Below are 22,755 nucleotides of genomic sequence, written 5' to 3'. Positions count from 1 at the left end.
CCACCGATGGCCCCCATACGCGCCCCGCCACCGTCAGCGCGGCCAGAAAAGCCGGCACCAGGGCAAGCTTGAGTGTGAGCAGCATGACTAGGCTTCCAGCACGTGCTCGATGCGCCGGTCCGGCACCAGCCACCACGCGGCGCCAAGCGTATAGAGCGCCACCGAGCCCCACGGCACAACGAAAGCGAGCGCAATACCCGCCAGATAGATCACGACCGAGACTTTGCCTTTGAAATCGTTGCCGACCGCCTTGGCGATGGTGGAGTCCCGCCCATGCTCGCGGATCAGCGCACGGGTCAGGATGAAATACGCGATCGCCGACATGAACAGCACGACGCCGTACATGGCCATCGGCCACGAAGCCAGATGGTTCCGCCCGGCCCAATGCGTGACGGCCGGCAGCAGAGACAGCCAGAAGAGCAGATGAAGGTTGGCCCACAGCACCGCGCCGTTGACCTTCTGCACCGCATGGAACAGGTGATGATGATTGTTCCAGTAGATGCCGACATAGATGAAGCTCAGCACGTACGCGCAGAACACCGGGAAGACCGGACGCAGCGCGGCGAAATCGAAGCCGTCCGGCACCTTCAGTTCGAGCACCATGATCGTGATGATGATGGCGATCACGCCATCGCTGAAGGCTTCGAGCCGTCCCTTGCCCATCGGTTGGGTTCCTGATGATGAATGCGGTTGCGCGCACAACCCGCCCGCGTCCCGCAGGCGACCCGCGCCGCTGCCGATTATCCGCGATGCCGCGACGCTTTGTCGATGCGCGACGCCGCCGGGCCGGCCATCATCCCTGCGCATCTCCGGGGTAGTAGACGGCGAGCCACACGCTTGGCTCCTTGTCGCTCGTCCATGCCACCCGATGCCGGCAATGCGCTTCGATCAGCACGTGATCACCGGGCTTCAGCTGATGCAGCGTGGCGTCGCCTTCGAATTCGAGCGCTGCCGCGCCGCTCAGCAGCACGACCCACTCGGCGCGGGGACTGTCGTACCAGAAGCCCGGCGGGCTGGCGTGCCCCATCGAGACGATTCGCTCGATAGTCACGCCACCCTGCTCCACTAGTGCGTCGATCTGCTCGTCGGGGCCCTTTGGCGCGTCAGCCAAGTCGGGGTCGAACAGATTTCCGCTTCTGATTGCACGCTTCATCGTCGATGCTCCACGCGTACCGCGCTGCGCACCCCCCTCACTTCATGGGCTTGAGCCCGTCAAGCAAGGTCGGCACCAGTTCGCTGATGGTCGGATGGACATGCATCGCGTACTGCAAGGTCGGATACGGCGCGCCCGCCGCCATGATGTCGATGAACGTATGAATCGCCTCATCGCCTTCGATGCCGTGAATCCCCGCCCCAAGAATCTGCCTGCTCTGTGCGTCGACCAGCACCTTCATGAAGCCGTCGGTCTCGCCGCGCTCGCCCGCGCGGCCCACGCGCGACATCGGCATGGTGGCGATCAGCGCCGCGCGCCCGGACTTGCGCACTTCGGTCTCCGAGAGCCCGACGCGCGCGAGCGGCGGATCGACGAACACGGCATACGCCATGATTCGCGTATCGGCCGTGCGCGCGCCGCCGCCGAGGAGATTGGCCGTGACGATCTGAAAATCGTCGTAAGAGGTATGGGTGAACGCGCCGCGTCCGTTGACGTCGCCAATGGCCCAGACGCCTGGCACGTTGGTGCGCAACTGGCCGTCGACGGGAATCGTGCCGTGCTTGTCCGTCGCGATGCCCGCCGCAGTGAGCCCGAGGTCGTCCGTATTCGGCACCCGGCCGGTCGCGAACAGCAGATGCGACGCTTCAAGCGCCGGCACGTTCTGCTCGAAACCGATACACACTTCATGCTCATGATGCGGATGCGGTTCGACGCGCGAAGGTTGCACGCCGAAGTGAAATTCCACGCCCTCGCGGGCGAGCACCTTCTGCACCGATTCGGCGAAGTCGGCGTCCTCGCGAGTGAGCACGCGTTCGCCGCGCACGAGCACGCTCACCTTGCTGCCGAAGCGGCGAAAGATCTGCGCGAATTCGAGCGCGATATAGCTGCTGCCGACAATCACCAGATGACTAGGCAATTCGGTCAGTTCGAGAAGATTGGAGTTGGTGTAGTAGCGAATCCGCTCGAGGCCCTCGAGCGGCGGCACGACGGCGCGCGTGCCGGTGTTGATGAAAATTTCGTCGGCGCTGATTTCTTCGAGTACGCTGCCGTCCGGCCCAAGGACAGAAAGCGCATGGGCGCCGGTAAAGCGCGCGTGGCCTTTGAACACGGTGACATTCTTCGCACCGCGCAGCCATTTTTCGACGCCGTCGCGCGACTGCCCGATGATTCTGTCCTTACGCGCCTTGACCGCCGCCAGATCGACGCTGACCGCGCCGCCCACCTGCACGCCGAGGTCGGCGGCATGGCGCACCACATGCGCGGCGCGGGCACTAGCTACATAGGATTTGGTCGGCGTGCAGCCGACATTCACGCAGGTGCCGCCGAAAGCGCCGCGTTCTATCACCGCGGTTTTTCGGCCGCTTTCGCCAAGCCGTACCGCCAGCGGCGCGCCGCCTTGTCCCGTACCGATTACGACTGCGTCGAAGTGCTGTGGCATGGCGACTCTCCCGAGGCTGGGGTGCAGGTCGTAGCATCTTACCCTCAGTGCCTCGTGACGCCATGCCGTGATACTTGTTGTTGGCGGCTGTTGCCGATGTATTGCTGATGACCTCCGGTTGCGCTCAGGCGTGGCAATGCGCGGCGCAGATCAATTCGCGCGAGCGTTGCAGCGCGGCCTGTGCGCCGCGGGCCGCCATCACCCAGCCGACCTGGCCGAGGTTGAAGTCCTGCGACACCATCACTTGCATGAGGGCCACCATCGGCAGAACCACCGACGGCCGGTAAAGCTGATCTCTGATTACGTCTGGCATGACGGCTCCCGTCGCACGGTGCCGCGACGGCCACGCGCTCAAACTTCATTTCGATGGAAGCATTTTAGGGAGACCGGGGTCGCGGATAAATACCACTAACGCGAAGGCAGTTGTTCGCCAATTTGAACAATCGCGCCCACGGGCCGACGCGCGGCAGGCGCCGTAGGCCCGGATTCGCAAGCCTGACAAGGGTTCCACGCCAAACGGCCGGAGCCGCCCGCGCGGCCGGGACGGTGCGCCAAGGGCGCCGTCGCTAAGGCGACACCGTCAGGATGCCGCAGTTAAGCCGAGCCGCGCGTCGCTCAAACCACGCGCATAGGCACTCGCGCCGACCGGCCGGCTGTACAGATAGCCCTGCTGCTTGTCGCAGTCGATCGTCCGCAAAAACGCCGCCTGCTCGGCGGTTTCCACGCCTTCGGCGGTCACGTTCATGCCGAGCGAGTGCGCCATGGCCACCACCGCCTGCGTAATCGCAATCGAATCGCGGTGATCCGGCAAGCCCGCGACAAACGACCGGTCGATCTTCAGGTTATGCAGCGGGAAGCGTTTCAGATACGTCAGCGACGAATAACCGGTGCCGAAGTCGTCGACGGAAATGCGCACGCCCATGGCGCTCAATGCGCTCAGCATGGGCAAGACCGTTTCGCTGTCGCTCATGAGCAGCCGCTCGGTGATCTCCAGTTCCAGCGCCGCCGGCTCGAGCCCCGACTGCGCGAGATAGCGCCCGATCCGCTCCACCATGCCGTCGTTGAACTGCCGCGGCGACAGATTCACCGCGACGATCAGGTCCGGCGCGAGGGTGCGCCGCCATTGCGCCACCTGCGCGCAAGCCCGCGCCAGCACGAAGTCGCCGATTTCGACGATCAGGCCCGCGTCTTCCGCCACCGGGATGAATTCCGCCGGCGACACATTGCCCAGTTCGCTGTTGTACCAGCGCAGCAGCGCTTCCGCGCCAATCGTACGGCCCGTGTGGCTCTCGACGATCGGCTGGTATACGAGGCTCAGTTCGTTCGCGGCGAGCGCGCGCCGCAGCGATTGTTCGATCGTGAAGCGGCGCTGCAGATGCCGGTTCAGCTCGGCGGTGAAGAACTGGAAGTTGTTGCGGCCGCGCTGCTTGGCGTGATACATCGCCGAATCGGCGTTGCGCATTAACGTGGCAACGTCCTGGCCGTCTTCGGGAAAGAGGCTGATACCGATCGACGCGCCCAGGTAGTACTCGTTGTCCGCCACCGCGAACGGCACCGCGATCATGTCGAGAATGCGGCGCGCGAGGCCGATCAGGTGCCCGGTGTTTTCATAAGCACTCACCACGATCACGAACTCGTCGCCACCCACGCGCGCGAGCGTGTCGCCGGGCGCGATACACGTTGAAAGCCGCTCCGCCACGCTGCGCAGCAAGGAATCGCCGGCCTCGTGACCGGCGGTGTCGTTGACCTTCTTGAAGCCGTCCAGATCGACGAACAGCACGCCGATGTTGGCCAGTTCGCCCATGCCGCCACCTTCGCCCGCCATGAACAGATCGTGCATCCGCTCGGTCAGATAAGCGCGGTTGTAGAGGCCGGTGAGCGAATCGCGGGTGGCGAGGAATTTGAGCTGCCGTTGCGCTTCGCGCACCGGTCCGATGTCGGTAAACGAGATCAGCACCGAATCCGGTTCGCTCTCGCCCGGCTTGATGATCGGCACGACGTTCTCGGTGATCCAGACAATGTCGCCGCCAATCAGCTCCACGCCGATCGTGACACCCTGCACGGGTTTGCCGGTGGCCAGCACCTGAGCTGTCGGATGTTCGTCATCGGGCACGAGCGAGCCGTCTTCGTGATAGGCGCGCATCATCACAGTATGAATATGGCGCCCGACAATTTGCGGGGGCGCGCGCAGGATACGCTGCGCGCTGGGATTGCAGGCCAGCACCACGCCCGCGCGCGACTGCACGACGATACCCTCGATCAGGTGATCGACCACCATCCGGTGATGTTCCTCGCTGTGCACGAGGCGTTGCGCCATCGCATCCTGATGAACCGCAAGGCCTACACTGCGGCCGATGTCGCGCATCATGGTCTCTTCCTCTGCACTCGGCCGGCGCGCGGTGCTGTAATAGACGCCGAACGCGCCGAGCACGGCGCCGGAATCGTTTTCAAAGGGCACCGACCAGCAGGCCCGCAGGCCAAGCGGCAAGGCAAGATGCCAGTAGTCCGCCCACAGCGGATCCGTTTCGATATCTTCGACGACCACGAGGCGCCGCTCATACATCGCGGTGCCGCACGACCCCGCTCGCGGACCAATTGCGAGGCCGCCGATCGCCGCGCTGTAATCAGCCGGCAACGATGGCGCGCCACCCACCTTGATATGCACGCCGTCCGGCTCGAGCAGCAGGATCGAACACAGCGCGCCGCCCCCAAGCAGCGCTTCCGCGCGGCGGCAAACCTCGTCCAGCAGTTCCGGCAGCGGCGTGTTGCGGGTGATCAGCCGCAGCACCGTCCGCTCCGACGCCCGCACGCCCTCGGCCAGATTCGGCCCGTAGCGGGCGCCCTCGGACGCCGCTCCCATCGTCTTATCTGATGTCGCTTTGCTAGTCATATATGCGCCCCCTAACTCGACATCGGCCAATTAGTGTACGCGGCACACCGGGGTTTACGCGAGGTGTCCGCGCTATATTCGCAACACTTGGCAAGTGCTGGAGCCGCTTGCCATATTTCCTCTCAAATTGATCGTGTACGCTAACCGCGCTCCGCATATGCAGCGGCTGAACCCGAAGGCCGGTCAGGCGTGCGGAGGCGGCCTGTGGCGATTGCCGGCGTTATTGCCCTCCGCCGCGCTGGTCTGGCGGGCGCCCGCCGCCACCGCCGCCATTTCCACCGCCCGGTGGACGGCCGCCTCCGCCTGGCGGCGGACCGCCCGGTGGCCTTCCTCCCGCATTACCCGGCGGCGAGCCACCCGGTGGACGGCCGCCTGCATTCCCCGGTGGCGGACCACCTGGCGGACGTCCTCCTGCATTCCCCGGCGGCGAACCACCCGGCGGGCGTCCTCCCCCGTGCCCCGGTGGCGAACCACCCGGCGGACGTCCTCCCCCGTGCCCCGGCGGCGGACCGCCCGGTGGCCGGCCGCCCGGTGGCCGTCCGGCCCCGGGTCGCGGCGGAGGCGGCGGAGGGTGATGCGCCCAACGCGAGCGCTGGCCGTACCAGGGCCGGCCGCGATAATAGCGGTCCCAGTACGTGCCGACGGAGAATGTCACGATCGGCAGGCCGATCACTACACCGTAGTTCATCACCGGCACATTGCCGCCCTGATAGGGATAACTGAGCCGCGCGGCATATACCCAGCCGCGCAGGTTCGGCGCGGCGACGTCGCACCATTGATAGTTGCTGATGCAACCCATAACGCTGACCGGGACACCGCCCGGCAACTGCGTGACGATCGGGTAGTCCGGCGCGGGGCCCGCGCGCACGTTGACCGTGCCATTGGTATAGGCCTGCGACTGCGCGTCAGCCACGGCCGGCAACGCCAGCACGCCGGCCACCGCGCAAAGACATCGAACGAGATGTTGTTTCATTCTTCCTCCCGCTTTCTCTCGCGCTTTCTCTCATTTTCGCCGCGCAACATCTGGTAACCACCCACCCGAAGTCACGCGTTGTTCGGACGTCCGTGCCCGGGCAACTCGCCCGATCATCAATGGCACGAAAAACCATGCTCTGCCGGGACCGCCATGAAAATCCACCGACCGCTTCTGATCGCCGCCCTGCTGCTCGCGCATTCCCCCGCTCACGCCACCAGCTTCGACTGCCACCGGGGACGCTCGCTGACCGAAAAGATGATCTGCCACGACCCCGCGCTGTCGAAACTCGACGACACGCTAGGACAACTGTACTGGAAAGCACGGCGGCGGGTCACAAACCGGCGAGCCTTTCTCAACGACAGCGATACGAAGTGGATGTGGCGGGAAGCCAATTGCCGCGATCTGGCGTGTCTGGAGACGTGGTATGCGACGCGCATCGGGGAATTGCAGAGGTTGATCGACAGCATGCAGGCGGGAACGCCGCCTGGTCCCGCGACGCCAGTCGAGCTGGATACGCAGCTCGCGCCACTCGCGCCGCCGACACCGCAGACCGCTGTGGCGATGCGCCAATGCACAGCTGCCAATCCCGGCATCGTGGTGGCTGAGCAGTGTTCCACGGTGCTCAAGGGCACCAGCAGCCGATGGCGCTATGCGCCGCCCGACGGCGGCTGGTTCTGCGGCGTCGCCATGCTGGCCCCGGCACAGACTCAGGAGGACGCTGCTCGATAGGAAACATGTTCGATATCTTCGAACGAGTACATCGTGAAAGTGGTACGGCAAGCCGGTGGTATCGGCGCAATATCCGTTACACCAACCCGCAATACTCTTTCGGAGAAACAAAATGACTCGCTTCCAAGATAAAACCGTTCTCGTCACCGGCGGCAGCAGCGGCATCGGATTCGCAGCAGCCAAGGCCTTCGCCAACGAAGGCGCCCGTGTCGTCATCACCGGGCGCGACGCCGCCGCGCTCGACACCGCCCGGGCCGCGCTCGGTGCCCAAGCCGTCGCCGTACGCAACGACGCCGGCTCGATCGGGTCGGCGCGCGAACTGGCGGCCGAGATCAGCGCCGCCGGTCTGCGTCTGGACGCGGTATTCGTCAATGCCGGCACGGCGAAATTCGCACCGTTCCCGGACGTCGACGAAGCCCTGTGGGATGCGACATTCAACACCAACGTCAAAGGCCCCTACTTCCAGATTCAGGCCCTGTTGCCGTTGCTCAATCGCGGCGCCTCGATCGTCATCAACGGTTCGATCAACGCGCGTATCGGCATGCCGGCCTCATCCGTGTATGCGGCGAGCAAGGCCGCGGTGATTTCGCTCGCGAAGACGCTGTCGGCGGAATTGCTGCCGCAAGGCGTGCGGGTGAACGTGGTGAGCCCCGGCCCGGTCGAGACGCCGCTGTACGGCAAGCTCGGCCTCGACGCCGCCACTCTCGAAGCCACCGCGGCGCAGATCGTCGGTCAGATTCCGCTCGGCCGCTTCGGCACGTCGGAAGAAATCGCCTCGACCGTACTGCATCTGAGCGCGCCGGAATCGGCCTTTATTGTCGGCACGGAAATCATCGCCGACGGCGGCATGAGCCAACTCTAACAACACGCTCAGGTACGCACTCGCGCGGCGGGCCGTTTGTCCGCGGCCCGCTGCACCCGCCACCGCATCACCCGGCATTGCCGCACTCCCGCAACACCAGGCCGTCCAGCGAGGACTGCCTGGCGGGTGCTGCTTTTCTCCGAGAATCATCATGCGTTTCAAACTACTCTGCGCCGGGCTGGCTGCGGCGCTTTCACTTGCGATGGCCGTACCGGCCGCGCATAGTGCCGAACCCAGCCCGGACGCCGCCGGCGCATCGCTCGCGCTCGCGCCGAATGCCCCTGCATTGGCCACCGCCGCCGCGAACATCCACGACGGCAAGATCGACGTGAACGGCGTGCGCTACCACTATCTGCTGGCCATGGGGCACGGCACGCCCGTGGTGCTGCTGCACGGCTGGGGCTCGACCTCGTTCATGTGGCGCTTCGTGATGCCGCAGCTGGTCACGCGCGGCTATACCGTGCTCGCACCGGATCTGCGCGGTCTCGGCGACACCGCGAAACCGGCCACCGGTTACGAGAAAGCCAATATCGCCGAAGACATTCACGCGCTGGTCGCGCAATTGAATCTCGGCCCTCAGGTCAACGTGATTGGCCACGACATGGGCGGCATGGTCGCTTACGCGTACGCCGCGCAGCATCCGGACGACGTGCGCTCGGTGGCGATTCTCGACGTGCCCCTGCCCGGCATCGCCCCCTGGGATCAGATCGTTCAGATACCGCGGACGTGGCACTTCCGCTTTTACGCGGTGCAGGATTTGCCGGAGATGTTGATCGCGGGCCGCGAGCTGGAATACCTCAAGTGGTTTCACAATTCGGAAGCGGTCAACTCGCGCGCCTTCACGACCGACGTCGAGGAGACCTACGCTCGCGAATATGCGATGCCGGGTGCACTGCGCGCGGGCTTCGAGTACTACCGCGCGTTTCCCGCCGATGCCAGGCAAAACCAGGTATTCGCGCAACGCAAGCTCACCATGCCCGTGCTTGGCATTGGCGGAGCAGGCAGTCTCGGGCCAATCGTCGGTGAAGAATTGCGCCATGTCGCGACTAACGTTCAGTCCGTGCAGATCGAAGGCGCCGGACATTGGGTCGCCGAAGAACAGCCGCTGGCCGTGACCGATGCCTTGCTGAAGTTCCTGCCGCCGCCTCGGTAACGCGCGGCGTGCGTCAGCGAAGCTGATTGAAGTTCAATGAAGCTGCGGCGGCGGGTCAGCCTGACTCTCATCAGACACCTCGCCGTCTCCACCGCCGAACAGCTCCGCGCACAGCTGTTCGCCGAGTTCACTCAACCGCGCCGTCCCCGCGCCCTCTTCGCTGAAGGTCGTCTCCACCAGGCCGCCATCGACGAGCGCCGTCAAATGCCGGCGCAAACCGCTCATTGGCACACCCGCCTGCTTCGACAGCCTGGCAAGCGACCATGCGCCGCCAGGCTTTTCCCGATGCGCGCGCCAGAGTTGCGTCAATACGGCGACCAGCACCGGATCGAGTTCATCGTCTTCCATAGTGAATGTCTCCTCGCACTCTCACGCCATGTGCGTGACCAGGTCGCCCAGCGTCTTCAATGCGGCTTCGGTCTGCGGCGTCCACGGATAGCTGTAGTTCAGGCGGATAAAGTGACGGTAATCGTTGCGCGTCGAGAACATCATGCCGGGACCTACCGTGATGCCGCGCGCGAGCGCCGCCTGATACAGCCGCATCGAATCGACCCGCTCGGGCAACTCCACCCATAGCACGTAGCCGCCGCGCGGTGCCGACATGCGCGTGCCGGCTGGAAAGAACCGCTGCACCATCGCCGTCATGATGCTCGCCTGCTGCCGGTAGATCTTGCGCAGATGCCGCAGATGCCGGTCGTAGCTGTCCTGGCGCAAATAGTCGGCGACCGCGACCTGCGGCACCGAGGGCGTGGTCAGCGTGTTGAGAAACTTCAGCTTCTCGACCTGCGCGCGATAGCGTCCGGGCAGCGCCCAGCCGATCCGGTACGACGCGCTCAGGCTTTTGGAAAACGACGCGCAATGCAGCACCAGCCCTTGCGTATCGAAGCTCTTCAGAGTCGAAGGCCGCGACTCGCCGAAATACAACTCCTGATACACATCGTTCTCGATCACCGGAATCTCGTGCGCCGCGAGCAGCTCGACCAGTTGCCGCTTGCGCGCGTCGCTCATCTGGAAACCGAGCGGATTCTGGAAGTTCGGCATCACCATGCACGCGGCGATCTTCTGCTCGGCGATTACCCGGGCGAGCGCGTCGATGTCGATGCCGTCAACCGGATGCGTCGCCACCTCGATCGCACGCATGCCCAGGCGCTCGATGGCGTGCAGCATCGCGTAATAGGTCGGCGATTCGACGGCCACCGTGTCGCCCGGCCGCGCGACCGCCTGCAGGCTGAGATTGATCGCCTCGGTCGCGCCGAGCGTGATGACGATTTCGCCGGGATCGACCGGCACGCCGTGCTCGGCATATCTGCGCGCGATCTGCCGGATCAGCTCCGGGTTGCCGGGCGGCAGGTCGTCGATCAGGTTCCAGCTCGCGTGGCGGCGGGCAATCGCGTTCGCGTACTGGTTGATGCGCCGCCACGGAAACAACGACGGGTCGGGATACGGCGAACCGAATGGCACGGCGTCGTGCGCCCGGATACTGCGCAGCGTCGACAGCACGAGGCGGCTCACGTCCACGGTGGCGGCGACCGGCGGTGTGGCGGGCGCGGGCGAGTGAGCGAGACGCGGCTCGCCGGGCGCTGCTGCCCTCGCCGACGCGTCGCGCACGAAATAGCCGGACTGTGGACGGGTCTCGACAATTCCCCGGCTTTCCAGCAACGCGTATGCGTGCAGCACCGTCTTGATGCTCACGCCGTGCTGCTGGCTCGCCTGCCGCACCGATAGAATCCGCTCGCCGGCCGCGAACACGCCGCGGTGCACGGCTTCCGAGATTTCATCGGCGAGCTTTTCGTACAGTTTCAAGGGGCTGGGTCGAACAAAAGCGTGGGCTGGAGCGCCAGTCTAAGACAAAAATCCGGCAACTGTATCCCTCGGCTTTGTGTTTTTCTGTATGCAGCGGCCCTTTTGGAACACAGTAGGCTTGCGGGTATCGGCTAAACCGCCCTTTACCGCCTTATCCGGGCCTGATCCAGCGGCACCATCATGAAGAAGACTGAAGCTCGCATCGAACCCTACACCCATCCCGCCGCCGGCTGGGGGGCGCTCAAGTACGTCGCCATCAACCTCATCAAGGAAAAGGTGACGGGCGGCAACTACCGCACCCTGCTCAAACAGAATCAGCCTGACGGTTTCGACTGCCCTGGCTGCGCGTGGCCGGATCGCGAGCACGCATCCACCTTCGAATTCTGCGAAAACGGCGTCAAGGCGGTGGCCGCCGAAGCCACCAGCAAGCGCGTGACGCCGGCGTTCTTCGAGGAACACAGCGTCACCGACCTGATGTCGCAGTCGGACTTCGAACTCGAACAGCATGGCCGCCTGACCGACCCGCTCGTCTACGACGCGCTGCGCGACCGTTACGTGCCGATCGGCTGGGACGCCGCGTTCGACCTGATCGCCGCTCACCTGAAGCGGCTCGACGACCCTGACCGCGCCGCGTTCTACACGTCGGGCCGAGCCAGCAACGAAGCCGCGTTCCTGTACCAGCTGTTCGTGCGCATGTACGGCACCAACAACTTTCCCGACTGTTCAAACATGTGCCACGAAGCGACCAGCCGCGGCTTGCCGCACACGGTCGGCATCGGCAAAGGCACGGTGACGCTGGACGACTTCGAACACGTCGACACGCTGCTGATCTTCGGCCAGAATCCGGCCACCAACCATCCGCGCATGCTCGGCGAGCTGCGCGAGTGCGCGAAGCGCGGCGCCACCATCGTGTCGATCAATCCGCTGAAGGAGCGTGGCCTGGAACGCTTCGCGAGCCCGCAGCATCCGGTGGAAATGCTGACGATGGGCAGCACGAAGATCAGCTCCGTGTTCATCCGGCCGAAAGTCGGCGGCGACTTCGCGCTGATCAAGGGGGTGGCCAAACGCGTGATCGAACTCGACGACGAAGCGCAAGTCTCCGGTCTCGAGCGCGTGCTGGACGTCGCGTTTATCGCCGAACACACGGTGGGTTTCGAAGCGTTCGCCGACGATCTGCGCGCCGAAAGCTGGGACACCATCGTCGCCGAATCAGGCGTGCCGTTCGACGACGTGCTCAAGCTCGCCGACATCTACGTGAAGGGGCGCGCCGTGATTTCGACATGGGGCATGGGCCTCACGCAGCACAAGAATTCGGTGCCGACGGTGCAGATCCTGTCGAACCTGATGATGATGCGCGGCAATATCGGCCGGCGCGGCGCGGGTCTGTGCCCGGTGCGCGGACACTCGAACGTGCAGGGCGACCGCACGGTCGGCATCGAGGAAAGGCCGACGCAGGCGTTTCTCGACCGGCTCGGCGAAGTCTACGATTTCGATCCGCCGCGCGAGCACGGACTCGACGTCGTCAATACCATTCAGGCGATGCTCGACGGCCACGTGAAGGTGTTCATTGGTCTGGGCGGCAATTTTTCGATTGCGACGCCCGATACGCCGCGCACGTGGGAAGCGATGCGCTCGTGCGATTTGACCGTGCACATCACCACCAAGCTGAACCGCAGTCACCTCGTGCATGGCCGCGACGCGCTGATTCTGCCGACCCTCGGCCGCACCGAAATCGACCTGCAGAACGGCGTGGCGCAGGGCGTGAGCGTCGAAGATTCGATGAGCATGGTGCACATCTCGTACGGCATGAACAAACCCGCTTCGGAAAATCTGCTCTCGGAAATTGCGATTGTCGCGCGCATGGCGCACGCAACGCTCGGCAGCGCGAAAGTGGACTGGCTCGCGCACGCCGCCGACTATGCGCTGATACGCGACGGTATTGCGCAAGTGATCGAAGGATTCACGGATTACAACGAGCGCCTGAAGAACCCCGGCGGCTTCCACCTGGGCGTGGCATCACGCGAGCGGATCTGGAAAACGCCGAGCGGCAAGGCGCAGTTCCTCGTGCATGCGATCGCCATGGATACGCCGATTCACCGCGCGCGCAAGGTCTATGGCGAGCGCCTGATGACCCTGATGACGACGCGTTCGCATGATCAGTACAACACGACGATTTACGGCCTCGATGACCGCTATCGTGGCGTGTACGGGCAACGCCGCGTGCTGTTCGCCAACAAGGACGATCTGGCGATGCTCGGTTTCGCCGCGGGACAGCGTGTGGATATCACGAGCGTGTGGGACGATGGCATCGAGCGTCACGCGGAAGGTTTCCTGCTCGTGGAGTACGACATTCCGCGCGGATGTCTCGGCGCTTATTATCCGGAGACGAATCCGCTGGTGCCGCTCTCTTCTGTTGCGGATGGCGCGGGAACGCCAACGTCGAAGTCGATTCCGGTGTTGCTGAAGCTTTCCGAGGTCGAGGCGGCGGCCTGATGCTGGGTCGTCAGGCCTGCTTCTTTGCCAGGTCTCGATGGGTCAGATAAAGGCGCAGGTCGAATTCGATCTGGTGGTAGCCCGGCTGCATGAACTCGCACAAGCGGTAGAAGGCCTTGTTGTGGTCGCTTTCCTTCAGGTGAGCGAGTTCGTGCACCACGATCATCTTCAGGAATTCCGGCGCCGCCGATTTGAATAGCGACGCGATGCGGATTTCTTTCTTCGCCTTCAGCTTGCCGCCTTGCACGCGGGAGATGCTGGTATGCAAGCCTAGCGCGTGGCGCACGACGTCGAGTTTGCTGTCGTAGGTGACTTTGTCGATCTGCTCGGCGCTGCGCAGGTGCTCGCGTTTCAGGTCGGCGCAGTAGGTGTACAGCGCTCTGTCTGTTTGGACTTCGTGCGTGTTCGGGTAGCGCTCGGCGAGATAGGCGCCGAGCTGGTCGCCGGCTATCAGCTTCTTGACCTTCTCTTGCAGCGGTGGCGGGTAGCCGGTCAGGTATTTCAGGTGGTGCATGGTACTTCTTCAGGGGAACGCCAAAGATCACATATTACGCGCCGCGGACGCACCGCCACGGGCGGCAAGCTTTAGCCGCCCCGCGGCACATCGGCAGAAATACTTCTACGCCGTGCTCAGCTTTCGTCGAGCGCGGTGCCGGCGATGGCTTCAGCATGCCGTTCCGCGGCGATTTTGGCTTCCTTGAGCGTCGTCTCGTAAGAGCGATGCGGACGGTCGCGGCTCTCGGTGCGATGCTCACCGTCGATGGTGTAGGACCAGTTCCAGTTGCCGTGATCGTCGTCGGCCATTTCGATTTTGACCTGGCGGCCGTTGTAGCGGAATGATTCGGTGGGCATGGCGGTCTCCCAAGAATACGTGATGGGAATCCTAGCATGATTGCCTGGGAACTCATTCGACCCCTCGGGGTGTCACGGCGCGGCGCACAATGACCACCAGCAATCCAATCAGGATCACCGGCGTTACCTGAACAGGAGCGTCGAATCTGAAGGCGAAATACGCTGCTGCTGGCGTGAGCCACGCCACGGCAAGGACGAGCCAATCGGCGCGGTTCAACGCGACCCTTTCGGCATCCCGCAACACAAACGCGATCGGCAACGCCAGCCATGCGAGATCGTAGTACATGAAATACGGCTGCACGAGCAACGTCGCAACGACCAGCGCCGCTGCGCGAAGCTCGAACCGGACGTCCCTGACCCACAGCCAGGCCATGGCAATCGCCGCCGGCAACGCCACCATTGCATACACGACGTAGGCTGCGCGAACCGGCAAACCGGCCAGCCTCGCGGCGGCGAACATGGTCGGCATGCCAACCCATAATTCGCGTCCGTGTTCGACAGCAACCCTGTTGAATTCCGGTAGAAACGTCGCAAACGCGACCCACGTCTCACGGCCAAACGCGACAGCGCTAACTCCAGCAATCGCAAAGCTGCACAGGGCGGCAGACAGCAGCGCCCTCCATTGGCGTGCGCAAATCAATGCGACGGGAACCAGAACGCCGAACTGCGGTTTGATGGCAAGCACCGCAATGCACGCACCGGCAAGTAACGGGCTAGATGGAAGCAGCACAAGCGCGCCTCCCGCGGCCGCAGCAGTGAGCAGCGAATTCTGGCCGGTGACGATGGCAATTGCTGCACCTGGAAAAGCGACCATCAACAGGAATGCCCCACTACCTGCCTCTCGCACGATTCTTGACAGCATCGCCCCATAGGCCGCGATGCCGATGCCGAGAAACGCTAGCAATGCGCCGCCGAACGAGAGCAGTCCGAACGGGATTACAGCTAAAAGGAAAGTGGGCGGATAAGGCCACGGGGCAAACGAATCGTGCCGCCAAAGCGCCGATTCAATCGGGCCCATCCAGTGTGCCGAGAACACGGCCGGCGCGCCGTGCTCAAGCGCGACCCTTGCCGCTGACCAGAATATGACGAAGTCCGCGCCGACCATGGGTGCGGCTCGGTCTGCGAATCCGTAGTAGCGGATCGCCGATATCGCAAGATAGATGCATTGGATCGTCAGAAAGACAACAGCGTAGAAGCGAACGCGTGGCGCACTAAGGCGCGCGACTGCTGTCGTTGCCATGGCCTCCCCCTTTCAGTCCTCTTTTCGCGGGAGTCTATACCAATTATGGATCGCTGGGCGTGACGCCCGGCTGTCGCACAACAGGGCGCTCAGTCTTGATCATTCCCAAAACACATCATCTGCCGCCGAAAAAATCGTGCGCGACGCCCGTCATATATCGGGTTGGATCAAGCTAAGCTGACGTCCGATTCCTATCTCCAAGCTCAATCGGAGCGAGACATGTTCAATCTTTCGGGAAAAATCGCCGTTGTCACGGGCGGTGCGAGCGGCATTGGGCTAGGCATTGCCCAGGGCATGGTCGCGGCCGGCGCGCGTGTCGCACTAATCGGTCGCGACGCTGACAAGGGACACGCTGCGCTTGCGTCATTGCCGGGCGGCAGCGGCAACGGCATGTTTATCCAGGCCGACATCACAAAGCACGGCGAGTGTGTCGAGGCGATCGAACAGGCTGAACATCATTTCGGCAGCCTAAGCATCCTCGTGAACAACGCCGGGATGAATATCCGGAAACCGGGGCATGAGCTGAACGCCGAAGAGTGGCATCGCATCGTCGATACGAACCTGAGCGGTGCGCACTTCTGCGCCCAGGCGATCCATGCTGCGTTTGTGCGCGCCGGCGGCGGCAAGATCATCAATATCGGCTCGATGCTCTCGCTGTTCGGCACGACCTATGGATCGGCCTATGCGGCGAGCAAAGGCGGGATCGTGCAACTCGGCAAAGCGTGGGCCGTAGAGTGGGCACCCGAGAACATTCAGGTCAACACGCTGCTGCCGGGCTGGATCGAAACCGAACTGACGGCCGAAGCCAAGCGGCTCTTTCCCGATCTCGAGGCAAGCGTTCTGAGCCGCACACCTCAGCGCCGCTGGGGCAAGCCGCAGGATCTGGCCGGCATTGCCGTGGCGCTGTGCTCGAGTGAATGCGATTTCGTGACCGGCGCAGTCATTCCGGTCGACGGCGGCTATTCCGTTCAGGGCTAGCCGGGATACGCACAAGGAGGCGACCACTCAGCCCCATGCGGCGGCTTGTGGCGATTGCAGGGCCGCGTCGAGAACGAACTCGGTGCGTGTCCGTTTATGCGTGCCCGGTTACGAACTTCTTCGTTGCGTGGTAACCGTGCTTGGTTGTATCCGCAACGGCATGGCCGGCGGCTTTCGCACCGTGGCCGACCGCCACCGCGGCATTGTGCACGGCGTGCCCGGTGTTCTTTCCTGCCGTCTTGACGTCGCTCTTGAACTTGTGAGCACCACTGGAGAAGCTCGCATGGGCCAGCGGGCTAAGCGCGGCTAGCACAAACACAATGATCGTCTTCTTCATGACTTATTCTCGAATAAAAGATTGGCGCGCGTGAAATGCGGCATGTGCGGCAGTTGCAGCAGGTCGGTCAGCCAGGCGCGCGCATCCTGTCATTACCCTTCTCAATCAGGGCACCGAGTAATACCACATCACCTGAAGCGATACGGCGCCATTTACGAGCTTTTACTTTTTAGACGTAATGGTTACGTTTTTGCTTACATTCGCCCTAGCTATTCGATTACAAATGGACGCCGCGCGCGTGGCGAGGTGGTCGTCGTCCCCAACGGCAAGATCATCGGCGGCAACATTATCAATTACACGCGCCATCCGCACCGCCGCATCGAGATCATCGTCGGCGTGGCCTACGACTCCGAAGTCAGCCATGTGAAGGCCGTTCTGTCCCGTGTCGTGGAGAGCGACTCGCGCATTCTGCATCACCTGGGCAACACGATCCGGTTGAACGAAATGGCCGCATCTTCCCTCAACTACGTGGTGCGCGTGTGGGCGAACAATGCGGATTACTGGGACGTCTATTACGACATGATGGAAGGTATCAAAACCGCACTGGATAAGCACAAGATCGGGATTCCCTACCCGCAGCTCGATGTTCATTTTCATCGCGCGGCCGTGCGGGCTGAATGCACGGCCGATTGATCAGGATTTCGAACTGCCGATGGCGCGGTCTGTTTAAACAGGTTTCAGTGTCGCCGACGGCGTTAGCCGACGCAGCATCGGTTTGACGAGCTTCCCATGGAAGCCAAACTCGAGTGCGCCGAAACAGAATCCGGCGGCCAGTGCCGTGGCGATCGTTACAGCGACAAACATGAACGTCGACGCGGAGGGGAAAAACCGCGCCATGCAATATGCGCCGACTTGACAGAATATCGACTGGACCAGATACAGGCCGTACGAGTAATCGCCCGCGCGTTCCAGGAAACGGGGAGCGCGCATGCCTTGCACCAGATTCAGCAAGAGCATGAAGGACATTCCCCACAAAGCGTAACGCACGTAGTAAGGCATCGGCGCCAGCGTCTGCGCGATGATGAACAGAGTGAGCGACTGGATCGCAATCGTCAGCGGATTAGCGGTCTTCAACGCTTCGCGCCCCACCAGACCATACAACGCGCCCGCGATAAATTCGAAGTTGGCAGGCGATACGAAGATCCACTTGCCGGCCACCATCGCGCTCACGTCATCGGGAAACGGATGGATTCCCGCCTGGCAAACAATGGCAATGACCACGGCCCACAGTCCGAGCGCCATGGCAACATGACGACGCGACAGGCGGCACATAATCAACGCGTACATGATGGCGTAGAACACCATTTCGTAGACCAGCGTCCAGTACGGCACGGCGTAGTATTCGTTGAACGCGGAAGCCGGCAGCAGTGTGATCGAGTAAAAATCGAAGTGCCATTCATGGCCGATCAGCGGAATGGCAAGACCGCTCAGGGCGACGGCAGCCCAGAACGCAGGGTAGATACGGGCGATCCGTTGAGGCATGAACATCGCGCCCTGAGGCAGGCACATAGTCATGACATACCCGGAAATCACAAAGAAAATGCCGGTGCCAACCTGACCGAATCCAATCGGCAGATATTGCATAAAGCCGACGCCCTTGGCCGAACATCCGAAATAGATCGCATGCTGAAGCACGACCAGGCAGGCGGCAAACGCCCGCAGCCCTTGGATTCCGCTGTTTTTATTGCCCATCCCGGACCCTGCCGCTCAAAAAGTTTCCGAATCTTACCGGAAATTTCGAGCTAGCTTGATCGCTTAAGAATCGGCAATAGCGCCCCTACTCAGGTCGAGGTCTTCCGCCGGCGGCACGGCATCCTGCCAAGTCCCGCTGTGCAACTGCTCGAATAGTTGCGCACGCTGACAGCAGTGGCGCGGTAGCTTTGATTACGGCACGCGCCTACGCCGCGCCTGCCCCCTGCCTCGCATGTGCCAACGCCAGCGCCAGCCTCGCCCCCACCTCGGCGTTGTGTTTCACGAGCGCGATATTCGTCGCGAGGCTCCGTCCACCCGTCAGTGCCTTGATGCGAGCCAGCAGGAACGGAGTCACCGCCTTACCGGTGATGCCCTGCTCCGTGGCCTCGGTGAGCGCCTGCCGAGTCAGCGCGTCGATCTCTTCGACTCGCATCGCGGCCGCTTCCGGCACCGGCGTGCTCAACACCACGCCGCCCGCGAGGCTGAGGTCCCACTTGGTACGGATGAAGCGCGCCTGCTGCGCCGCGTCGTCCAGCCTGAAGTCCGCGCGAAAGCCGCTGTCGCGCGTGTAAAACGCCGCGAAATTGTCCTGCTCGCAACTGAGCACCGGCACGCCGTGCGTTTCCAGGTATTCCAGCGTGAGCCCGATGTCCAGGATCGACTTCGCACCGGCACACACCACCGCCACCGAGGTCCTCGCCAGCTCTTGCAGGTCGGCCGAAATGTCGAAGGTTTCCGGCGCACCCCGATGCACGCCGCCAATGCCGCCGGTCACGAACACCTCGATGCCGGCGAGAGCGGCACAGATCATCGTGCCCGCCACTGTGGTGGCGCCAAGCCCGCCGCCGGCCAGCACCGCCGGCAAGTCGCGGCGGCTGACTTTGTGTACCTGGTCGGAGCGGCCGAGCAGTTCCAGTTCGTCGTCAGAAAGTCCGATGCGGATTCGCCCGCCGATCAGCGCGATAGTCGCGGGCTCGGCGCCCAGGTCACGGATCAGGGCTTCCACTTCTCGCGCGGTGCGAACGTTCTCCGGATAAGGCATGCCGTGAGCGATGATGGTCGATTCCAGCGCAACCAGCGGGCGGCCGGCAGCGTGTGCGGCGGCCACCGGTGCGCTGTAGGTCAACCACGAGTGTGCGAGGTCCGCGGCCATGTCGAGGTATCCGGTGATGTGATTCGCACAAGTATGCAACACAAGGCGGGTTCACGGGTCGCGCGCCACAGCAATGGCGCCTATCATTCAGATACTGCCGAGGTGACGTTGAGTGCCCTATGTCCACCGCGCATACGGCGCTCATGATGGCGAGGAGCGACATCCGCGCACCGAGCGCACTGGATGGTCGACGTCGGGTCGGGAGGTCTCATGCCACCGCTACGCGCAATCAATCTGCTCCAGTCGAAGGAAGGTGCCCGTCTCCATGGCCCGGACCTCGACCGCTGGCGCCGCTGGGGACCGTATCTGAGCGAACGCCAGTGGGGCACGGTTCGCGAAGACTACAGCGAATACGGCACCGCCTGGGACTACTTTCCACACGATCACGCGCGCAGCCGCATGTACCGCTGGGGTGAGGACGGCATTGCGGGATTCGGCAACGATCCGCTCGACTGGTGTATCTCGCTCGCTCTCTGGAACGGGCACGATCCGATCATCAAGGAACGGCTCTTCGGCCTGACGAATGAACAAGGCAATCACGGCGAGGACGTGAAGGAGCTTTACTTCTATCTCGACGGCACGCCGACGCATTCGTACATGAAGATGCTGTACAAATATCCCCATGACGCGTACCCGTATCAGGATCTGATCGACGAGAACCGGCGGCGCGGCGCTGAACAACCCGAATATGAAATCCTCGATACGGGCGTGTTCGACGACAACCGCTACTTCGACGTGTGCGTCGAGTATGCGAAGCACACCCCAGACGATATCGTCATGCGCGTCACCGTCGAGAATCGCGCGGATCAGTGCGCGGCGCTCCATGTGTTGCCGCAATTCTGGGCGCGCAACCGATGGGCGTGGTCGGGCAAGCCCGGCAAGCCGTCGCTCACGCTGGCGTCGAATCCGGAGGAAGGCGCGTGCGTCGTCGCGCACAATCCCGCGCTCGGCACGATGATCGTGACCGCGTCGGCGCAAGCGCCGATCGAGTGGCTCTTCTGCGAAAACGAAACGAATGTGCGCCGCATCTTCGGCGTGGATGGAGCCGGGCCGTTCAAGGACGGCTTCAATGACTACCTCGTCGACGGCGACGAGCAGGCAATCCGGCGCGACAAAGGCACCCGCGCCGCCGCGCATGTGGTTCTTCAACTCGCGCCTCACGAGTGCTCGGTGCTGTATCTGCGCTGGCGTCCCGAAGCGTCTTCAGGTGACGCGCCGCTCGACATGGAAGACCTCTTCGCGCGCCGGCTAGCGGAAGCCGACGAATTCTATGCGGCGCTTCAGCACGACATCCCCGACGCCGATGCGCGGCTCGTGCAGCGTCAGGCGCTCGCCGGCATGCTGTGGTCGAAGCAGTACTACCAGTTCGATGTGACGCGCTGGCACGACGGCGACCCCGGCCAACCGCAGCCGCCGAAAGGGCGCAGGCACGGCCGCAACGCGGACTGGCGGCACATGTGCAACGGCGACATCGTGTCGATGCCGGACAAGTGGGAGTACCCGTGGTACGCGTCGTGGGATCTCGCGTTTCATGCGGTCGCGTTCGCCATGATCGATCCCGACTTCGCGAAGAAGCAATTGCTGCTGCTCGTGAAGGAGCGCTATATGCATCCCAACGGGCAATTGCCCGCCTACGAGTGGGCGTTCGGCGATGCGAATCCCCCCGTTCATGCGTGGGCAACCTGGCGTGTATATGAACTCGACCGCGAGGTAACGGGCGTCGGCGATCACGAGTTTCTCGAAGTCATGTTCCACAAGCTGCTGCTCAATTTCTCGTGGTGGGTCAACCGCAAGGACGCGGACGACCGCAACATCTTTCAGGGCGGTTTTCTTGGGCTCGACAACGTCGGCATCTTCGACCGCTCTTCGCCGCTGCCGACCGGCGGCCGCATCGATCAGGCCGACGGCACCGCGTGGATGGCCTCCTACGCGCTCGACCTGATGCAGATCGGCCTCGAAGTGGCGATGACGAACAACGCCTACGTCGAAATCGCGGTGAAGTTCTTCGAGCACTTTCTGTATATCGCGGAAGCGGTCGGTTGCAGCGAAGGCTGCAGCACAGGGCTATGGGACAGAAGCGACGAGTTTTTCTACGACGTGCTGCACCTGCCCGACGGCACGCGTGTGCCGATGCGCATCCGTTCGATCGTCGGGCTGATTCCGTTGATCGCCGTTCATGTGCTGGAGGAACGGGTGTACGGCCATCTGCCGGGATTGCGTGAGCGGCTGGCGTGGTTTCTCGATCATCGGCCGAATCTGGCCAAGCTGGTGTCACGCTGGACCGAACCCGGCAAGGGCAACACCACCCTGCTCTCGCTGTTGCGCGGACACCGGATGAAATCGCTGTTGCGCCGCGCACTCTGTGAAAACGAGTTTCTTTCCGACTACGGCGTGCGGGCCCTGTCCCGTGTGCATCGCGATGCGCCGTACGTGTTCGACCATGACGGCGTGAGCGTTCGCGTTGAGTATCAGCCGGCCGAATCGGACTCGCGTGTGTTCGGCGGCAATTCGAACTGGCGCGGGCCGGTCTGGATACCGGTCAACTACCTGCTGATCGAATCGCTGTATGAGTTCTATCGCTATTACGGCGATGAGTTTCGTGTCGACTATCCGACCGGATCGGGCAACAGTCTGTCGCTGAGCGAGATTGCCGACGACCTTGCGCGGCGCGTCACCAGGCTCTTTCTGAAAGATGCACAAGGCGTGCGGCCCGTGATGACGGCCTATCCGATGCTGCAAGCCGACCCGCGTTCGCGGGATCTCATCCTGTTTCACGAGTACTTTCACGGCGACAACGGGCGCGGCGTCGGCGCTTCGCATCAGACCGGCTGGAGCGGGCTCGTCGCGCTGCTGCTCCAGCCGCGCCTGATGAAGTTATCCCATGTAGCGCCTGAGGATGCGGCTGAGGATGCGTTAGAGTTTGAGTCCGAGGCAACGCCCGAAGTTACGCCGGTAGCCAAACACGCCGCAGCAGCCATGGCCCGGTAGCGATTTCTCGCGGCACCC

The 22,755-nt window shown here is 63.2% G+C and carries 21 protein-coding genes; 7 read left to right on the top strand and 14 right to left on the bottom strand.

The features are described 5' to 3' along the window. Window positions 1–87: 87 nt before the first annotated feature. From A6V37_RS11000 to A6V37_RS38960, 6 genes are all read right to left on the bottom strand, one after another. Window positions 88–663 (bottom strand): TMEM175 family protein, encoded by a 576-nt coding sequence (locus A6V37_RS11000; RefSeq protein WP_064270017.1) that lies wholly within the window; start codon window positions 661–663, stop codon window positions 88–90. Window positions 664–793: 130 nt separating this feature from the next. Continuing rightward, on the bottom strand, window positions 794–1,153 hold the full coding sequence (locus tag A6V37_RS10995) for a cupin domain-containing protein (RefSeq protein WP_064270018.1): 360 nt from the start codon (window positions 1,151–1,153) through the stop codon (window positions 794–796). A 37-nt stretch (window positions 1,154–1,190) separates the two neighbouring features. Continuing rightward, window positions 1,191–2,591, bottom strand: coding sequence for an FAD-containing oxidoreductase (locus tag A6V37_RS10990; RefSeq protein WP_064285990.1), 1,401 nt, complete (start codon window positions 2,589–2,591; stop codon window positions 1,191–1,193). 124 nt (window positions 2,592–2,715) lie between these two features. Then, a complete protein-coding gene (locus tag A6V37_RS10985) occupies window positions 2,716–2,904 on the bottom strand; it encodes a hypothetical protein (RefSeq protein WP_064270055.1) in 189 nt (62 codons plus the stop codon). A gap of 267 nt (window positions 2,905–3,171) precedes the next feature. Then, the gene (locus tag A6V37_RS10980; RefSeq protein ID WP_064270020.1) at window positions 3,172–5,481 is read right to left on the bottom strand and encodes a putative bifunctional diguanylate cyclase/phosphodiesterase; all 2,310 of its coding nucleotides are present in this window, start codon (window positions 5,479–5,481) and stop codon (window positions 3,172–3,174) included. A gap of 220 nt (window positions 5,482–5,701) precedes the next feature. Next, on the bottom strand, window positions 5,702–6,454 hold the full coding sequence (locus A6V37_RS38960; protein ID WP_075643460.1) for an SH3 domain-containing protein: 753 nt from the start codon (window positions 6,452–6,454) through the stop codon (window positions 5,702–5,704). A 153-nt stretch (window positions 6,455–6,607) separates the two neighbouring features. Here A6V37_RS38960 and A6V37_RS10970 point away from each other — a divergent pair, with 153 nt between their 5' ends. From A6V37_RS10970 to A6V37_RS10960, 3 genes are all read left to right on the top strand, one after another. Then, on the top strand, window positions 6,608–7,186 hold the full coding sequence (locus A6V37_RS10970) for a lysozyme inhibitor LprI family protein (protein WP_064285989.1): 579 nt from the start codon (window positions 6,608–6,610) through the stop codon (window positions 7,184–7,186). A 112-nt stretch (window positions 7,187–7,298) separates the two neighbouring features. Beyond that, on the top strand, window positions 7,299–8,048 hold the full coding sequence (locus A6V37_RS10965) for an SDR family oxidoreductase (protein ID WP_064270023.1): 750 nt from the start codon (window positions 7,299–7,301) through the stop codon (window positions 8,046–8,048). 151 nt (window positions 8,049–8,199) lie between these two features. After that, on the top strand, window positions 8,200–9,201 hold the full coding sequence (locus A6V37_RS10960) for an alpha/beta fold hydrolase (protein ID WP_082902792.1): 1,002 nt from the start codon (window positions 8,200–8,202) through the stop codon (window positions 9,199–9,201). Between the two features lie 33 nt (window positions 9,202–9,234). On the opposite strand, the gene A6V37_RS10955 is transcribed toward A6V37_RS10960, so the two are convergent. After that, window positions 9,235–9,549, bottom strand: a complete 315-nt coding sequence (locus A6V37_RS10955; RefSeq protein WP_064270024.1) for a winged helix-turn-helix domain-containing protein — start codon at window positions 9,547–9,549, stop codon at window positions 9,235–9,237. 21 nt (window positions 9,550–9,570) lie between these two features. After that, a complete protein-coding gene (locus A6V37_RS10950) occupies window positions 9,571–11,004 on the bottom strand; it encodes an aminotransferase-like domain-containing protein (protein WP_064285988.1) in 1,434 nt (477 codons plus the stop codon). Between the two features lie 180 nt (window positions 11,005–11,184). Between A6V37_RS10950 and A6V37_RS10945 the strand changes: the two genes are divergently transcribed. Beyond that, window positions 11,185–13,497, top strand: coding sequence for an FdhF/YdeP family oxidoreductase (locus A6V37_RS10945; RefSeq protein ID WP_064285987.1), 2,313 nt, complete (start codon window positions 11,185–11,187; stop codon window positions 13,495–13,497). A gap of 10 nt (window positions 13,498–13,507) precedes the next feature. Here A6V37_RS10945 and A6V37_RS10940 read toward each other — a convergent pair whose 3' ends face one another. From A6V37_RS10940 to A6V37_RS10930, 3 genes are all read right to left on the bottom strand, one after another. After that, window positions 13,508–14,011 (bottom strand): M48 metallopeptidase family protein, encoded by a 504-nt coding sequence (locus A6V37_RS10940; protein ID WP_064270027.1) that lies wholly within the window; start codon window positions 14,009–14,011, stop codon window positions 13,508–13,510. A 116-nt stretch (window positions 14,012–14,127) separates the two neighbouring features. Next, window positions 14,128–14,349 carry a hypothetical protein gene (locus tag A6V37_RS10935; RefSeq protein WP_064270028.1) on the bottom strand — a complete coding sequence of 74 codons (222 nt, stop codon included), beginning with the start codon at window positions 14,347–14,349 and terminating at the stop codon, window positions 14,128–14,130. A 52-nt stretch (window positions 14,350–14,401) separates the two neighbouring features. After that, on the bottom strand, window positions 14,402–15,589 hold the full coding sequence (locus A6V37_RS10930; protein ID WP_064270029.1) for a glycosyltransferase family 87 protein: 1,188 nt from the start codon (window positions 15,587–15,589) through the stop codon (window positions 14,402–14,404). Between the two features lie 219 nt (window positions 15,590–15,808). Here A6V37_RS10930 and A6V37_RS10925 point away from each other — a divergent pair, with 219 nt between their 5' ends. Next, complete coding sequence (locus A6V37_RS10925) at window positions 15,809–16,567, top strand: SDR family NAD(P)-dependent oxidoreductase (RefSeq protein WP_064270030.1); 759 nt, start codon at window positions 15,809–15,811, stop codon at window positions 16,565–16,567. A gap of 94 nt (window positions 16,568–16,661) precedes the next feature. On the opposite strand, the gene A6V37_RS10920 is transcribed toward A6V37_RS10925, so the two are convergent. Then, window positions 16,662–16,904 carry a hypothetical protein gene (locus tag A6V37_RS10920; protein WP_064270031.1) on the bottom strand — a complete coding sequence of 81 codons (243 nt, stop codon included), beginning with the start codon at window positions 16,902–16,904 and terminating at the stop codon, window positions 16,662–16,664. A gap of 30 nt (window positions 16,905–16,934) precedes the next feature. On the opposite strand from A6V37_RS10920, the gene A6V37_RS38955 reads away from it, so the two are divergent. Further along, window positions 16,935–17,537, top strand: a complete 603-nt coding sequence (locus tag A6V37_RS38955) for a mechanosensitive ion channel family protein (protein WP_242665875.1) — start codon at window positions 16,935–16,937, stop codon at window positions 17,535–17,537. A gap of 33 nt (window positions 17,538–17,570) precedes the next feature. On the opposite strand, the gene A6V37_RS10910 is transcribed toward A6V37_RS38955, so the two are convergent. Together A6V37_RS10910 and A6V37_RS10905 are read right to left on the bottom strand one after the other, a co-directional pair. Further along, window positions 17,571–18,596, bottom strand: a complete 1,026-nt coding sequence (locus A6V37_RS10910; protein WP_064270033.1) for an acyltransferase family protein — start codon at window positions 18,594–18,596, stop codon at window positions 17,571–17,573. A 205-nt stretch (window positions 18,597–18,801) separates the two neighbouring features. Further along, window positions 18,802–19,749, bottom strand: a complete 948-nt coding sequence (locus A6V37_RS10905) for a pseudouridine-5'-phosphate glycosidase (protein ID WP_064270034.1) — start codon at window positions 19,747–19,749, stop codon at window positions 18,802–18,804. 210 nt (window positions 19,750–19,959) lie between these two features. Between A6V37_RS10905 and A6V37_RS10900 the strand changes: the two genes are divergently transcribed. Further along, a complete protein-coding gene (locus A6V37_RS10900; protein WP_064270057.1) occupies window positions 19,960–22,737 on the top strand; it encodes an MGH1-like glycoside hydrolase domain-containing protein in 2,778 nt (925 codons plus the stop codon). The last annotated feature ends 18 nt before the right edge of the window (window positions 22,738–22,755 follow it).

Source organism: Paraburkholderia ginsengiterrae, assembly GCF_001645125.1.
Taxonomy (GTDB): Bacteria; Pseudomonadota; Gammaproteobacteria; order Burkholderiales; family Burkholderiaceae; genus Paraburkholderia; species Paraburkholderia ginsengiterrae.
The sequence above is the reverse complement of the archived record's forward strand: the minus strand, read 5'-3'. Positions and strand labels throughout refer to the sequence as shown.